Source organism: Nocardioides sp. Z40_12 (assembly GCF_058215795.1).
Genome location: NZ_JBZAJA010000005.1, coordinates 271,924 through 286,637, shown reverse-complemented (window position 1 = coordinate 286,637; position 14,714 = coordinate 271,924). Strand labels below are relative to the sequence as shown.

General features: G+C 72.8%; 13 protein-coding genes. 10 read left to right on the top strand and 3 right to left on the bottom strand.

Annotated features, from left to right (window positions below):
- The first annotated feature begins 47 nt into the window (after positions 1-47).
- From AC4BG9_RS12020 to AC4BG9_RS11975, 10 genes are all read left to right on the top strand, one after another.
- Entirely contained in the window at positions 48-1,037 is a 990-nt protein-coding gene (locus tag AC4BG9_RS12020) for a DUF8832 domain-containing protein (protein WP_490571333.1), read from the top strand.
- The gene (locus AC4BG9_RS12015; RefSeq protein ID WP_490571332.1) at positions 1,027-3,285 is read left to right on the top strand and encodes a heavy metal translocating P-type ATPase; all 2,259 of its coding nucleotides are present in this window, start codon (positions 1,027-1,029) and stop codon (positions 3,283-3,285) included. Before AC4BG9_RS12020 ends, AC4BG9_RS12015 begins: the two co-directional genes overlap by 11 nt.
- A 56-nt stretch (positions 3,286-3,341) precedes the next feature.
- Entirely contained in the window at positions 3,342-4,232 is an 891-nt protein-coding gene (locus AC4BG9_RS12010; RefSeq protein ID WP_490571331.1) for an ABC transporter ATP-binding protein, read from the top strand.
- Complete coding sequence (locus AC4BG9_RS12005) at positions 4,229-5,812, top strand: ABC transporter permease (RefSeq protein ID WP_490571330.1); 1,584 nt, start codon at positions 4,229-4,231, stop codon at positions 5,810-5,812. The genes AC4BG9_RS12010 and AC4BG9_RS12005 overlap by 4 nt, the downstream gene beginning before the upstream one ends.
- 48 nt (positions 5,813-5,860) lie before the next feature.
- Entirely contained in the window at positions 5,861-6,739 is an 879-nt protein-coding gene (locus AC4BG9_RS12000; protein ID WP_490571329.1) for an NUDIX hydrolase, read from the top strand.
- Between the two features lie 125 nt (positions 6,740-6,864).
- Positions 6,865-7,965, top strand: coding sequence for a phosphate ABC transporter substrate-binding protein PstS (pstS, locus tag AC4BG9_RS11995; protein WP_490571328.1), 1,101 nt, complete (start codon positions 6,865-6,867; stop codon positions 7,963-7,965).
- 40 nt (positions 7,966-8,005) lie between these two features.
- Positions 8,006-8,941, top strand: coding sequence for a phosphate ABC transporter permease subunit PstC (pstC, locus tag AC4BG9_RS11990; RefSeq protein WP_490571327.1), 936 nt, complete (start codon positions 8,006-8,008; stop codon positions 8,939-8,941).
- Between the two features lies 1 nt (position 8,942).
- A complete protein-coding gene (gene pstA / locus AC4BG9_RS11985; protein WP_490571326.1) occupies positions 8,943-10,076 on the top strand; it encodes a phosphate ABC transporter permease PstA in 1,134 nt (377 codons plus the stop codon).
- A 42-nt stretch (positions 10,077-10,118) separates the two neighbouring features.
- A complete protein-coding gene (pstB, locus tag AC4BG9_RS11980) occupies positions 10,119-10,898 on the top strand; it encodes a phosphate ABC transporter ATP-binding protein PstB (protein WP_490571325.1) in 780 nt (259 codons plus the stop codon).
- Positions 10,899-11,170: 272 nt separating this feature from the next.
- The gene (locus AC4BG9_RS11975) at positions 11,171-12,160 is read left to right on the top strand and encodes a hypothetical protein (protein WP_490571324.1); all 990 of its coding nucleotides are present in this window, start codon (positions 11,171-11,173) and stop codon (positions 12,158-12,160) included.
- Between the two features lie 60 nt (positions 12,161-12,220).
- Here the strand turns inward: AC4BG9_RS11975 and AC4BG9_RS11970 are convergent, their stop codons facing one another.
- The 3 genes from AC4BG9_RS11970 to AC4BG9_RS11960 are packed head-to-tail and all read right to left on the bottom strand — an operon-like array spanning position 12,221 to position 14,640.
- Entirely contained in the window at positions 12,221-12,988 is a 768-nt protein-coding gene (locus AC4BG9_RS11970; protein ID WP_490571323.1) for a CDP-alcohol phosphatidyltransferase family protein, read from the bottom strand.
- A 34-nt stretch (positions 12,989-13,022) separates the two neighbouring features.
- A complete protein-coding gene (locus tag AC4BG9_RS11965) occupies positions 13,023-14,018 on the bottom strand; it encodes an inorganic phosphate transporter (RefSeq protein ID WP_490571322.1) in 996 nt (331 codons plus the stop codon).
- A 4-nt stretch (positions 14,019-14,022) separates the two neighbouring features.
- Entirely contained in the window at positions 14,023-14,640 is a 618-nt protein-coding gene (locus AC4BG9_RS11960; RefSeq protein WP_490571321.1) for a DUF47 domain-containing protein, read from the bottom strand.
- Positions 14,641-14,714: the final 74 nt, after the last annotated feature.

Genomic DNA, 14,714 nt, shown 5'->3' with positions numbered 1-14,714 from the left:
CGCAGCACACGAGTCACCGCACGAGTCCCTGGGCGAGGAGGTCGAGGATGAGCACGCCGTCGAGAGTCGCCGCGTTCGTGGGCGCGCTGGTCCTGGCCTTCGCCCTGGCCGCCGGGGTGGGCCGCGCCGTCGGCCCGCTCGACGCGGAGCCTGCCGCGCACCCCGACAACACCGAGCACACTGACGACACGGGGCACACCGAGACGGGGGACGCCGACACGGGGCACGCCGACTCCGAGCACGCCGAGTCGTCCCACGACCCGGAGGCCGCCGGCCACGACGTCTCCGGGCTCACCGCCCGTGCCGACGGCTTCACCCTCGCGCTGGCCGACCGCACTCTCCCGGCCGGCCGCGGGACCCGGCTCGACTTCACCATCGAGACCTCCAGCGGGCGTCCGCTGCTCGACTACGAGACCCAGCACGAGAAGGAGCTGCACCTCATCGTGGTGCGCCGCGACCTCGTCGGCTTCCAGCACCTGCACCCGGTCCTCGACCCCGAGACGGGGGTCTGGACGACCCGGGCCGACCTCACCGCCGGCACCTGGCGGGTGATCGCCGACCTGGTCCCCGCGGGCTGGGAGCAGGTCACGCTCGCCGACGACCTCGCGGTCGCCGGGCGGTTCGCTCCGGCCGGGGAGCAGCGGGAGAGGTTCCGCGACCGGGTGGGGGACTACGAGGTCACCCTGACCGGCGACACCGCGCCCGGCGCCGCGACCGAGCTGACCCTGGCCGTACGCCGTGCCGGGCGGCCGGTCGCCGACCTGCAGCCCTACCTCGGCGCCCACGGCCACCTGGTCGCGTTGCGCGCCGGCGACCTCGGCTACCTCCACGTGCACCCCGAGGGTGAGGGCACCGGCCCGGGTGGGCCCGAGATCACCTTCGCCACCACCTTCCCGACCGCAGGCACCTACCGGCTCTTCCTCGACTTCAAGCACGAGGGGAGCGTCCGCACCGCCGACTTCACCGTGACGGCCGGCGGCGCGCCCGCCGGCGACGGGGCCGGGGACGAGCACCAGGAGGGGAGCCATGACCACTGACCAGACGGTGGGCCAGATGGAGCCCACGCGTGACCTGGAGCTCGAGATCTCCGGGATGACCTGCGCCTCCTGCGCCAACCGCATCGAGCGCAAGCTCAACAAGCTCGACGGCGTCACCGCCTCGGTTAACTACGCCACCGAGAAGGCGAAGGTGCGGATCCCGGAGTCGGTCACCCCCGAGGTGCTCCTGGAGACCGTGGCCGCGGCCGGCTACTCCGCCGCGCTGCCGGCGCCCCCGCCCTCGGCGTCCGAGGAGCGGGCCGCCACCGCACCCGACCGGCGCGACGCCGAGGTCGAGGCGCTGCGCACCCGGCTGATCTGGTCGGCCCTGCTCTCGCTGCCGGTGATCGTGCTGTCGATGGTGCCGGCCTGGCAGTTCGACCACTGGCAGTGGGCCTCCCTGGTGCTCGCCGCGCCCGTAGTGACCTGGGGCGCCTGGCCCTTCCACCGGGCCGCCTGGACCAACCTGCGCCACGGGGCGACGACCATGGACACCCTGGTCTCGATGGGGGTGCTCGCCGCCACCGGGTGGTCCCTCTACGCCCTCTTCCTCGGCTCGGCCGGCGAGCCGGGCACGACCCACGAGTTCGAGCTCACCATCGCCCGCGGCGACCCGACGATGAACCTCTACCTGGAGGTCGCCGCCGGCGTCACCACCTTCCTGCTCGCCGGCCGCTGGTTCGAGAAGCGGGCCAAGCGGGCCAGCGGCGCCGCGCTGCGCGCCCTGCTCGACCTCGGCGTCCGCGAGGTGGCGGTGCTGCGCGAGGGCGTGGAGACCCGGGTCCCGGTCGAGGAGCTGGTCGTCGGCGACGAGTTCGTCGTCCGCCCCGGCGAGCGGATCGCCACCGACGGCGTCGTGGTCACCGGGACCTCGGCGGTGGACGCCTCGATGGTCACCGGCGAGTCGGTGCCGGTGGAGGTGGGCGCGGGCTCCGAGGTGATCGGCGGCTGCGTCAACACCGGCGGGCGGCTGCTGGTGCGCGCCACCCGGGTCGGCGGCGACACCCAGCTGGCGCAGATGGCCAGGCTGGTCGAGGACGCGCAGTCCGGCAAGGCCGAGGTGCAACGACTGGCCGACCGGGTCTCGGGCGTCTTCGTCCCCCTGGTGCTGCTGCTGGCCGCGGCCTCCCTCGGCTTCTGGCTCGGCGCCGGCGCCACCACCAGTGCCGCCTTCACCGCCGCGGTCTCGGTGCTCATCGTCGCCTGCCCCTGCGCTCTCGGCCTCGCCACTCCCACCGCGCTGCTGGTCGGCACCGGCCGCGGCGCCCAGATGGGGGTGCTGATCAAGGGGCCGGAGGTGCTCGAGTCGACCCGCCGGGTCGACACCGTGGTGCTGGACAAGACCGGCACCGTGACTACCGGCCGGATGTCGCTGGTCGACGTGGTGGCCGGCGCCGGTGAGGACCGCCAGCGGCTGCAGGCGCTCGCCGCGGCCGTCGAGTCCGGCTCCGAGCACCCGATCGCGCGGGCCGTGGTCGAGGCGACCCCGGACCGTCCGGCGGCCGAGGAGTTCGAGGTGCTGCCCGGGCTGGGGGCGCGCGCGGTCGTCGACGTCGACGGCGAGCGCCGGGTGGTGACCGTCGGCCGTGCCTCCACCGTCGGCGACGGCGACCTGCCGGGCGACCTGGCCGCGGCGGTCGAGGCCGCCGAGTCGCAGGGGCGTACGGCGGTCGCGGTCGGCTGGGACGGCCGGGTGCGGGGCGTGCTGGTGGTCTCCGACACCGTCAAGGAGGGCTCGGCCGCCGCCGTCGCGGAGCTGCGGCGCCTGGGCCTGCGTCCGCTGCTGGTCACCGGCGACAACGAGGGCGCCGCCCGTGCGGTCGCCGCCCAGGTGGGGATCGACGAGGTCGTCGCCGGGGTGCTGCCCGCGCAGAAGGTCGACGTGGTCAAGCGGCTCCAGGACGAGGGCCGGGTGGTGGCGATGGTGGGGGACGGCGTCAACGACGCCCCCGCCCTGGCGCAGGCCGACCTCGGCCTGGCGATGGGGGCCGGCACCGACGTGGCGATCGAGGCGAGCGACCTGACGCTGGTCCGCGACGACCTCGGCGCCGCCGCGGACGCCGTCCGGCTCTCCCGGCGCACCCTCGCGACGATCAAGGGCAACCTGTTCTGGGCCTTCGCCTACAACGTCGCCGCCCTCCCGCTCGCCGCGGCCGGCCTGCTCAACCCGATGCTCGCCGGCGCCGCGATGGCCTGCTCCTCGGTCTTCGTGGTGACCAACAGCCTCCGCCTGCGCCGCTTCCGTTAGCGAGGCGCAAACCCGGGCGTCTCCCCACCCGGTCGTCCCGCTGCCAGAGTGGGCACATGAGCGCGATCGAGATCGAGCGGGTGGTCAAGACCTTCGGCACCGTGCGGGCTCTGGACGGGTTCGACCTGCGGTTGGAGACCGGCGAGGTGCACGGCTTCCTCGGGCCCAACGGGTCGGGGAAGTCGACCACGATGCGGGTGCTGCTCGGGCTGCTGCGCGCCGACGAGGGGCGGGTCCGGCTGCTGGACGGCGACCCGTGGCGCGAGGCCGCCGAGCTGCACCGCCGCCTCGCCTACGTGCCCGGCGACGTCAACCTCTGGCCCACCCTGACCGGGGGCGAGGTGATCGACCTGCTGGGGCGGATGCGCGGCGGGCTCGACGAACGGCGGCGCGCCGAGCTGCTCGAGTGCTTCGAGCTCGACCCCACCCGCAAGGCGCGCACCTACTCCAAGGGCAACCGCCAGAAGGTCGCGCTGGTCGCTGCGCTGTCCTCCCGGGTCGAGCTCTACCTCTTCGACGAGCCGACCTCCGGGCTCGACCCGCTGATGGAGGCGGAGTTCCAGCGGGTGGTGCACGAGATGCGTGCCGAGGGCGCCACGGTGCTGCTCTCCAGCCACATCCTCGCCGAGGTGGAGGCGCTCTGCGACCGGGTCAGCATCATCCGCGCGGGCGTCAACGTGCTCACCGGGTCGCTCGCCGACCTGCGGCACCTGACCCGCACCACCGTGGTCGCGGAGACCGCGCGGCCCGCCGCCGGGCTCGACGAGGTCGCCGGCGTCCACCACGTGCAGCACCAGGACGGGCGGGTCTCCTTCGAGGTCGACTCCGCCCGCATCGGCGAGGCGCTGCGCCACCTCTCCGAGGCCGGCCTCCTCTCCCTGCAGGCCCACCCCCCGACCCTGGAGGCGCTCTTCCTCCAGCAGTACGGCGAGCGGATCGAGCCGTGAGCGACCTGACCGGCACCCGTCACCTGGTCCGGCTCGCGCTGCGCCGCGACCGGGTCCGGCTGCCGTTGTGGGTCGTGGGCCTCACCGCGCTCACCGCCGTCTCGGCGGCGTCCCTGCAGTCCCTCTACGACACCCCCGTCAAGGTGGCCGGCTACCGCGCCACCGTCGAGAGCAGCGCCGCCGGCAAGCTCCTCAACGGGACGCCGTACGCCGTGGACACCCTGGGCGGCATCACCGCCTACGAGCTCACCGCCACCTCGGGGGTGCTGGTCGCGCTGATGGTCACCTTCCTGGTGGTCCGGCACACCCGGGCCGAGGAGGAGTCGGGCGCCGCCGAGCTGCTGCGCAGCACGGTGCTCGGTCGGCACGCGGCCATCGCGGCGACGCTGCTGGTCGCCGCCGGCGCCTGCCTGCTCGTCGGTCTGCTGGACGCCGCGGTGCTCCTCGCCGCCGGCCTCCCGGCGAGCGGCTCGCTGCTCCACGGGGCCGCGCTGGTCGGCGTCGGGCTGGCCTTCACCGCCGTGGCCGCGGTCGCGGCGCAAGTGGCCTCCTCGGCCCGGGCCGCGCTGGGGCTGACGATCGCGGTGCTGGGTCTCCTCTTCCTGCTCCGCGGCGTCGGTGCGGTCCGCGGCGACGGCCTCGTCTGGCTCTCGCCGTTCGGCTGGCAGGAGGGCGTGCGGGCCTACGGCGACCAGCGGTGGTGGCCGCTCCTGCTGCTCCTCGCCTTCGCCGCGCTGGTGCTGGCCGGCGCGGCGTGGCTGGCCGCGCACCGGGACTTCGGCGCCGGGCTGCTGCAGCCGCGGGGTGGTCGACCACGGGCCCCGGCCTCGCTGGGCACCCCGTTCGGGCTGGCGCTCCGGGTACAGCGGGGCATGACGCTGGGCTGGGCAGCGGGCCTGCTGGCGATGGGCTGCCTCTTCGGGGCGGTCGGCCGCGAGGTGGAGACCCTGGTGGCCTCCAACCCCGAGATCGCCGAGGTCATCGGGAGCGGGCTCGACGACGTGGTCCGCGGCTACTTCGGCTTCGCCGTCTCGCTCCTCGCCGTGCTCGCCTCGGCGTACGCCGTCTCCTCCGCGATGCGGCTGCGCCACGAGGAGACCGACGGCCGGGCCGAGGTGGTGCTGGCCACGGGCGTCTCCCGGACCCGGTGGGCGGCGGGGCAGCTGGGCGTCACCGTCGGCGGGACCCTGCTGGTGATGCTGCTGGTGGGGGTCGGCATGGCCGGCACGCATGCCCTCGTCTCCGGTGACCCCGGCCTCTTCTGGCCGCTGCTGGGCGCCTGCCTGGCGACCGTGCCGGCGGTGCTGCTGGTGGCCGCCTCGGCGGTGCTGCTCCTGGGGTGGTGGCCGCGCGGGACGGTGCTGGCCTGGGCGTTCTTCGCCTTCGCCCTCCTCCAGTCCTACCTGGGCGACCTGCTGGACCTGCCGGACGCGGTCGCGGGCCTCTCCCCGTTCTGGCACCTGCCGCTGCTCCCGGCCGACTCCTGGGACCCGGTGCCCGCGACGGTGGTGCTCGCCCTGGCCGTGGCGGCGGCCGGCGTCGGGCTGGCCGGGCTGCGCCGCCGCGACCTGGCCGGCTGAGCGGCCGCGCTCCTCCTCCCGGCGTCGCCGGTGTGTGAGACTGCCGTCATGCCGGCGCAGGGCCCCATCGGGGGTGCGGAGATCGTGGCCGCCGGCGCGGTCGTCAGCCGCCCGGGCCACGAGGTGCTCCTGGTGCACCGCCCCCGCTACGACGACTGGTCCTTCCCCAAGGGCAAGCTCGACCCCGGCGAGCAGCTGCCGGCCTGCGCGGTGCGCGAGGTCGAGGAGGAGACCGGGCTGCGGGTGCGCCTGGGGGTGCCGCTGCCGCGCCAGCGCTACGAGACCGGCGGGCGCGACAAGGTCGTGCACTACTGGGCGGCCCGGGTGCGCGGGGACGACGCGGTCGACCACTACACCCGCGCCGGCGAGATAGACCGCGTCGCGTGGGTGCCGTGGTCGAAGGCGGCCTCCCGGCTGACCTACGCCCGCGATCGCACGACCCTGGAGCACGCCCGGCGGCTGCGGCGTCGCACCGAGGCCCTGGTGGTGCTGCGCCACGCGGTGGCGCTGCCGCGCAAGGGGTGGGACGGCGACGACCGCGAGCGGCCGCTCACCGACGTCGGCGCCGAGCAGGCCCACGCGCTGGCCCCGGTGCTCGACGCGTACGGCGTGACCCGGGTGGTGACCTCCAGCTCCACCCGGTGCGTCGACACCGTCGCGCCGTTGGCCGCCGACGGGCTGGCGATCGAGGCGACCGACGTGCTCAGCGAGGAGGACGCCACCGCCCGGTCGGTGACGGCGCTGGTCACCCGGCTGCTCGACACCGAGGAGTGCGCGGTGGTGTGCACCCATCGTCCGGTGCTGCCCGAGGTCCTGGCCGCCCTCGGGCTGCCGATGACGCGGCTCGAGAAGGGCGGCATGGTGGTGGTCCACCACCGCGGTCGCCGGGTGGTCGCGACCGAGCTGCTCGGCGCCCCCCGGGCCTGAGGGCGCGGGATTCGACCAACTCCCCACCCCCGTTCACCCGGCGTTCACCGGCGCTCGGGGCGATGGTCACCTCGACGGTCTTCACTCCTGTTGTCAGCACTCATGAAGACTCAGGAGACAACGAAGTGACGAGCACTTCCTTCCGCCGGGTGATCGTCCCCGGTATCGCGGCCCTGACCCTGACCCTCTCGGCCTGCGGCGCGGCCAACGAGCAAGCCTCCGCCGACGGCGAGTCGCCGTCCGGCCTCTCCGGCACCCTCAACGGGGGTGGTGCCAGCTCGCAGGAGGCCGCCCAGAACGCCTGGCGCGCCGGCTTCCAGCAGGCCAACCCCGACGTGACCGTCAACTACGACCCCACCGGCTCGGGCGGCGGCCGCGAGGGCTTCGTGTCCGGCGGCTTCGCCTTCGCCGGCTCCGACTCCTACCTCGACGACGACGAGGGCGAGCTCTCCGCGGCCACGGAGCGGTGCACCGCGGCGCCGATCGAGATCCCCAACTACGTCTCTCCCATCGCGGTCGTCTTCAACGTCGAGGGCGTCGACGAGCTGAACCTGACCCCCGAGGTGATCGCCGGGATCTTCAACGGCAAGATCACCCGCTGGGACGACCCGGCCATCGTCGAGACCAACCCCGACGCCGACCTGCCGGACGCCGCCATCACCGCCGTCCACCGCTCCGACGAGTCGGGCACCACCGGGAACTTCACCCACTACCTCTCGGTGGTGGCCCCCGACGCCTGGCCGCACGGCGAGGTGGAGGAGTGGCCGATCAAGGCCGGGGAGGGCGCCAACCAGACCTCCGGCGTCGTCTCCGCGGTCGGCAACGGCGTCAACAGCATCGGCTACGCCGACGCCAGCCAGGCCGGGGAGCTGGGCGTCGCCCGGGTCCAGGTGGGCGACGACTTCGTGGCCCCGACCGCCGAGGCCGCCGCCAAGATCCTCGAGGTCTCCCCGCGGGTCGAGGGCCGTGCTGAGACCTCCATGGTCTTCGACCTCGACTACGAGACCGACGAGGCCGGCGTCTACCCGATCGTGCTGACCTCCTACCTGATGGCGTGCGGCACCTACGAGGACGCCGCCACCGCCGAGCTGGTCAAGGGCTACCTGACCTACGTCCTCAGCGACGAGGGCCAGGCCACCGCCCAGGAGAACGCCGGCTCCGCGCCGCTCGCGGACTCCCTCGCCGAGGAGGCGCAGCGCCACGTCGACGCCATCTCCGCCGGGTGACCCCCGCCCTCCCCGCGTGACCGGACCAGGAAGGACCCTCGTGCCCACGGCAACCACCGAGCGTGCTGCCGCCCCCGTCAGGGTGCGGCGTACCGGCGACCTCGTCTTCGCCGGGCTGGCGCGTGCCGCCGGGATCCTCATCCTGGTCGCCCTCGCCGGGGTCGCCCTCTTCCTCACCATCGAGGGCGTCCCGGCCATCACGGCCCCGTCGGAGCGGATCGGCGCCGACAACATCGTCGTCTACGTCTGGCCGCTCCTCTTCGGCACCCTGCTGGCTGCCCTGCTGGCGATCCTGGTGGCGGCCCCGCTGAGCATCGCGCTGGCGCTGGTCATCTCCCACTACGCCCCGCGGCGCCTGGCGAGGCCGATCGGCTACCTGATCGACCTGCTCGCCGCCGTGCCCTCGGTGGTCTACGGGCTGTGGGGGATCCAGTTCTTCGCCCCGCGCGTCCACCCCGTCTACGAGTGGCTGGCCGAGCACCTGGGCTGGCTGCCCTTCTTCGAGGGCCCGGCCAACGGCCGGTCCATCCTGACCGCCGGCCTGGTGCTGGCGATCATGGCGCTGCCGATCATCACCGCCATCTGCCGCGAGATCTTCGCCCAGACCCCCACCCTCCACCAGGAGGCGGCCCTGGCCCTGGGGGCGACCCGGTGGGAGATGATCCGGATGACCGTCTTCCCCTACGCCCGGTCCGGGATGATCTCCGCGGTCATGCTCGGCCTGGGCCGGGCGCTGGGCGAGACGATGGCGGTCGCCATGGTCCTCTCCGCGACCGGGGTGATCACCTTCAACCTGATCTCCTCGGTCAACCCGTCGACCATCGCCGCCAACATCGCGCTCGGGTTCCCCGAGGCCTCCGGGGTGCGGGTCAACGTGCTGATCTTCTCCGGCCTGGTGCTCTTCGTCGTCACCTTCGTCGTCAACTTCCTCGCCCGGCTCATCGCCACGCGGGGCGCCGTGAAGGGAGGTCGCTGAGATGGAGACCCCGACGCACCTGAAGACGCAGCCCGACGTCTCGGCCACGGAGCCGTCCGGCTGCGAGGGCGACGCCGCTCCCGCCGCCGCGCCGGCCGGGTCGATCCCGCTGGTCCGCCCGCAGCTTCCCGCCCAGGCCCCGGCCCTGGTCCTCGCCCTGGCTGTCGCCGTCGGAGCGCTGCCGATGGTCGTCCTCGGCTGGGGGCCGGTCGCCGGCGTGCTGGTCGCGGCCCTCACCCACCTGGTCGCGCTACCGGTCTGGTCCGGCGCCGTGGAGGGCTCGCGCAAGGCCCGCGACCGGTTGGCCACCTCCCTGATGTGGGGCGCCTTCGGGCTGGCCATGGTGCCGCTGATCAGCCTGCTGTGGCAGGTGATCGGCAACGGGGTCCCGGCGCTGTCGCGCGAGTTCTTCACCTTCTCGATGCGCAACGTCGTCGGCGAGGGCGGCGGGATCTACCACGCCATCCTGGGCACCCTGATCATCACCGCCTGGGCGGCGGCGATCTCGGTGCCGATCGGCGTGATGGCGGCGATCTACCTCGTCGAGTACGGCGCCGGCACCCGCACCGCCCGGGTGATCACCTTCCTGGTCGACGTGATGACCGGCATCCCCTCGATCGTGGCCGGTCTCTTCGCCTACGCGCTCTTCGTGCTCTTCTTCGGCCCCGGGGTCCGGATGGGGTTCGGTGGGTCGGTGGCGCTGGCGGTGCTGATGATCCCGATCGTGGTCCGCTCCACCGAGGAGATGCTCAAGCTGGTGCCCGACGAGCTGCGCGAGGCGTCGTACGCCCTGGGCGTGGCCAAGTGGCGCACCGTGACCAAGGTGGTGCTGCCGACCTCGATGGCCGGCATCGTCACCGGGGTGATGCTGGCCGTGGCCCGGGTCGCCGGCGAGACCGCGCCGCTGCTCATCATCGCCGGCGACACCGACTCGGTGAACCTCAACGCGTTCGCCGAGCGGATGGCGACCCTGCCGGTCTTCATCTACTACTCCTACATGCAGCCGGGGATCCCGCCCGAGTTCGGCCGGGAGCGGGCCTGGGGCGCCGCGTTGGTGCTCATCGCGATCGTGATGACGCTCAACCTGCTGGCCCGTGCGATCGGCCGGCGCTTCGCCCCCAAGACCGGCCGCTGACCCGCCTTCCCGACGAAGCACCAGAGAGAGAACGACGAACCGATGGCCAAGAGCATCGACATCTCCGACCTCGACATCTACTACGGCGACTTCCTCGCCGTCCAGGGTGTCACCATGACGATCCGCTCGCGGTCGGTGACCGCGTTCATCGGCCCGTCGGGCTGCGGGAAGTCGACCTTCCTGCGCTCGCTCAACCGGATGCACGAGGTGATCCCGGGCGCGCGGGTCGAGGGCAAGGTGGTGGTCGACGGCCAGTCGCTCTACGACCCCGGGGTCGACCCGGTGGAGGTGCGGCGCCAGATCGGGATGGTCTTCCAGCGCCCCAACCCCTTCCCCACCATGTCGATCTACGAGAACGTGCTGGCCGGCAACCGGCTCAACGCGCGCAAGATGAAGAAGGCCGAGGCCGACGAGATCGTGGAGCGGTCGCTGCGCGGCGCCAACCTGTGGAACGAGGTCAAGGACCGGCTCGGCAAGCCCGGGATGGGCCTCTCGGGGGGCCAGCAGCAGCGGCTCTGCATCGCCCGCGCGATCGCGGTCGAGCCCCAGGTGCTGCTGATGGACGAGCCCTGCTCGGCGCTCGACCCGATCTCGACCGCCGCCATCGAGGACCTCATCCACGAGCTCAAGAGCGACTACACGATCGTGATCGTGACCCACAACATGCAGCAGGCGGCCCGGGTCTCCGACGAGACCGGCTTCTTCAACCTCAAGGCCACCGGCGAGCCGGGCCACCTGGTCGAGTTCAACTCGACCCAGAAGATGTTCGCCAACCCCGACGACCCCTCCACCGAGGCCTACATCTCCGGCCGCTTCGGCTGACCCGCCCCGCCCCCTCCCGCCCCCCGCCCCCTCCCGCGGGACGTCATCACGAGCGGTCGTCGGGGCAGCCCTTCCCGATGACGTCCGGGCGTCGGCAGCCGCCCTCCCGCCCGCCTCCGCGGGACGTCATCACGAGCGGTCGTCGGGGGAGCCGCCCCCGATGACGCCCGAAGAGGGCGCGGGGACGGCGGCGGCCTGGGGACGACGTACTCCTCCACAGGGCTGCGCGCTCGCGCGAGCAGCGCCGTGCCTGCTCAGGCAGGTTCGTCACCATGTCACCGCAGGGACCGCGCCCCGCCATCGAGCTCCGTCACGCGCGTCGCCGCCGGGCGGCCGCGCTGGCCGCGCCCCAGGCCGGCATCGTGTCCCGTCGCCAGCTGTACGCCGCCGGCGTCACCCGGGCGGAGGTCCGCGCCCAGGTCCGCGCGGAGCGCTGGCGGCGGACCGGGCGGCAGACGCTCGCCGTCCACACGGGTCCTCTCGACGACCGGGCGAGGGAGTGGGTGGCGGTGCTGGAGGCCGGACCACGTGCCTGCCTCGACGGCGGCTCCGCACTCGTCGCGGCAGGCCTCAAGGGGTTCGATGCCGACAGCATCCGCGTCTCGCTGCCGCGCGGTGCCCTGGTCACCCGGGTACCGGGTGTCGACATGCGGCAGACCCGGAGGTGGAACGCGGCTGACGTCGTGCCGCAGGGCGTGCCGAGGACGCAGCCCCACGTGGCTGCGATCCGTGCCGCGCTCTGGGCGCGGACTCGGCGGCAGGCTGCGCTCATCCTCACCATGGCCGTCCAGCAGGGGCTGACCACCCCGGAGCTGCTGGGCGTCGCCATGCTCGCCGTACGACGCGACAAGCGCAGGGTGTTCATCCACGGGCTGCTGCTCGACCTGCTCGACGGCGTGCGCGCCCTCGGTGAGCTCGATTTCGCGCGCGAGTGCCGGAGCCGTGGCTTGCCGGAGCCCACCCGGCAGGTGCGTCGCAGAAGTGCCCACGGCACGCACTTCCTCGACGTCATGTGGGAGGAGTGGGGTGTCGTCGTCGAGGTCGACGGCGCGCACCACCAGTGGGCCTCGGTGGTGGTGCCCGATGCGCTTCGCCAGAACGAGATGATCATGCGCGGAGCGCTGGTGCTGCGACTGCCGCTGCTCGGCCTGCGCGTGGCCCCCGACGACTTCTTCCGCCAGGTCGCCCGGGCCCTCGCCTCGCGGGGCTGCCCCCTCCCGCGGGACGTCATCGTCAGCGGTGCCTCGGGCGACCAGTTGTGATGACGTACGGCGGGCGGGCGGGCGCGGCGGGCGTACGGCGGGCGGGCGCGGGGGAGTGCGTCAGACGAGCTGGCGCTCGCGCCGGGCGTCGCGGTGCGCCACCACGGTCCGACCCGCGCTGCGGGCGGTGAGCCACAGGCTGACCGCGACGTAGTAGGCGACGTAGACCAGCGAGAGGGCGACCAGCAGGTCGGGGGGGTCGGGCAGGTCGGCGGTGATGAGACCGAAGAGGACGAGCCAGAGCGACGCCAGCGTCATGTTGACCGCCCACAGCGCGGGGGTGCGGGAGGGGTAGACGTACTTGACCGGCACGAAGACCAGGACGGCGAGCACCAGGATCAGCGCGGCCGTGACGGTCTCGCTGAGGCCGAGGACGACGGCGTAGAACGCGACGATGTTCCAGTAGCTGGGGAAGCCCAGGAAGAAGTGGTCGTCGGTCTTGGCGTCGGTGCGGCAGAACTGGTAGCAGGAGGCCAGCAGCGGGACGGCCGCGCAGACGCCGCCCAGCCACCCCTCCGGCAGGTAGCCGTTGGCCCACAGCAGCACCATCGGGGCGAAGACGTAGGTGATGTAGTCGACGATGTTGTCGAGCAGTGCGCCGTCGAAGCCCGGCAGCACCTCCTTGACCCGCAGTCGCCGGGCCAGCATCCCGTCGGTGCCGTCGATCACCATCGCGACGAGGAAGAGCCAGAGCACCAGCTCGACCCGGCCCTCGTAGGAGAAGTGCACCATCAGCAGGGCCAGCACGGAGCCGACCGCGGTGTAGGCGTGCACGGCCGTGGCGGTGATCCGCTGGACCGGCGTGGGCCCGCCGGTCGACGAGATCATGGCAGAAGGATAGGGGTCGAAGGTCCCGGAAGGATCACGGCAGCCAGAGGTGGGCGATCCAGTAGCAGATCGCGGCCACCAGACCGGCCGCCGGGAAGGTGAGGATCCAGGCGGCGAGGATCGACTTCGCCACGCCCCAGCGCACCGCGGAGAGGCGCTTGGTGGCGCCCACGCCCATCACCGCGGAGGTGATGGTGTGGGTGGTGGAGATCGGCGCCTCCCACACGTAGGCGGTGGTGTAGAGCACCGAGGCCGCCACCGACTCGGCGGCGAAGCCGCGGGGCGGGTCGAGGTGGATGATCCGGCGGCCCAGGGTGCGCATGATCCGCCAGCCGCCGGACCAGGTGCCGAGCGAGATCGCGGTGGCCGCGGCGATGATCACCCACAGGGGCAGCCCGTCGCCCTCGGAGACGTGGCCGCCGGCCAGCAGGGCGAGGAAGATGACGCCCATCGTCTTCTGCGCGTCCTGGAGGCCGTGACCGAGCGCCATCGCGGCGGCGGAGATGGTCTGGGCGATCTTGAAGCCCCGGTTGGCCTTGGAGGGGTTGGCCCGGCGGGCCGCCCACATGATGCCGAGCATGACCACGAAGCCGAGCGTGAAGGCGACCAGCGGCGAGAGGATCATCGGGATCGCGACCTTGGCGACCACGGTGTCCCACTTGACGAAGACCCCCGCGGCCAGCGCGGCGCCCACCAGGCCGCCGATCAGGGCGTGCGAGGAGGAGGAGGGGAGACCGAAGTACCAGGTGATCATGTTCCACGCGATGGCGCCCAGCAGGCCCGCCATCACGATGGTCAGGGCATGGCTGCCCAGCCCCGGATCGATGACGTCGGAGACCGTGTGGGCCACCTTCTGGCCGAGGAAGGCCCCGACGAAGTTCATGACGGCCGCCATCCCGAGCGCGACCCGCGGCGTCAGTGCCCGGGTCGAGACCGAGGTGGCGATCGCGTTGGCGGCGTCGTGGAAGCCGTTGGTGTAGTCGAAGACGAGGGCGACGACGACCACCGCGATGACGATCGCGAGCTCCATCGGGTCAGGACTCCTTGACCGCGATCTGCTCCACCGTGTTGGCGACCTTCTCGAAGGCGTCGATGGCGCCCTCGAGGGACTCGACGACGTCCTTGAGCTTGAGCACCTCCAGCGCCTCGTACTTGCCGCTGAAGAGGCTGGCCAGGATGCGCCGGTAGCTCTTGTCGCCGCTGTTCTCGAGACGGTTGATCTCGATCCAGTAGTCGTTGAGGTCGGCCATCGACTTCAGCCGCGGCATCGCCTTGGCGGTCAGCTCGGCGCAGCGCTGGATGACCTCGACCTGGTTGGACAGCTCGGAGGGCAGGTTGCGCACCTCGTAGAGCAGGATGAGGTCGACCGCCTCCTCCATCATGTCCATGATGTCGTCGAGGCCCGAGGCGAGGTCGTAGATGTCCTCGCGGTCGAACGGCGTGACGAAGGTGGAGTTGACCCGGCGGATGATCGCGTGGGTCGTCTCGTCGGCGGCGTGCTCGGCCTCGCGCATGCGCCGGGCGACGTCGTCACGGTCGGACTCGTCCGACAGCATCTCGGCGAGGATGTCGGCGCCCCTCACGAGGTGGGTGCCGAACTCACTGAAGAGGTCGTAGAAGGAAGACTCGACGGGGCGGAACCTGAAACCCACGGACAACTCCTGGTGAGCAGGACGGGAACGACTTCACTTTACGGGCACGACGACGTCGGAACGCAAGTCAGGGC

What these genes read in the sequence shown, in the direction of transcription:
- AC4BG9_RS12020 (WP_490571333.1), top strand. Translation starts at nt 48, where the DNA reads ATGAGCACGCCGTCGAGAGTCGCCGCGTTCGTGGGCGCGCTGGTCCTG.
- AC4BG9_RS12015 (WP_490571332.1), top strand. Translation starts at nt 1,027, where the DNA reads ATGACCACTGACCAGACGGTGGGCCAGATGGAGCCCACGCGTGACCTG.
- AC4BG9_RS12010 (WP_490571331.1), top strand. Translation starts at nt 3,342, where the DNA reads ATGAGCGCGATCGAGATCGAGCGGGTGGTCAAGACCTTCGGCACCGTG.
- AC4BG9_RS12000 (WP_490571329.1), top strand. Translation starts at nt 5,861, where the DNA reads ATGCCGGCGCAGGGCCCCATCGGGGGTGCGGAGATCGTGGCCGCCGGC.
- pstA (WP_490571326.1), top strand. Translation starts at nt 8,943, where the DNA reads ATGGAGACCCCGACGCACCTGAAGACGCAGCCCGACGTCTCGGCCACG.
- pstB (WP_490571325.1), top strand. Translation starts at nt 10,119, where the DNA reads ATGGCCAAGAGCATCGACATCTCCGACCTCGACATCTACTACGGCGAC.
- AC4BG9_RS11975 (WP_490571324.1), top strand. Translation starts at nt 11,171, where the DNA reads ATGTCACCGCAGGGACCGCGCCCCGCCATCGAGCTCCGTCACGCGCGT.
- AC4BG9_RS11970 (WP_490571323.1), bottom strand. Translation starts at nt 12,988, where the DNA reads ATGATCTCGTCGACCGGCGGGCCCACGCCGGTCCAGCGGATCACCGCC.
- AC4BG9_RS11965 (WP_490571322.1), bottom strand. Translation starts at nt 14,018, where the DNA reads ATGGAGCTCGCGATCGTCATCGCGGTGGTCGTCGTCGCCCTCGTCTTC.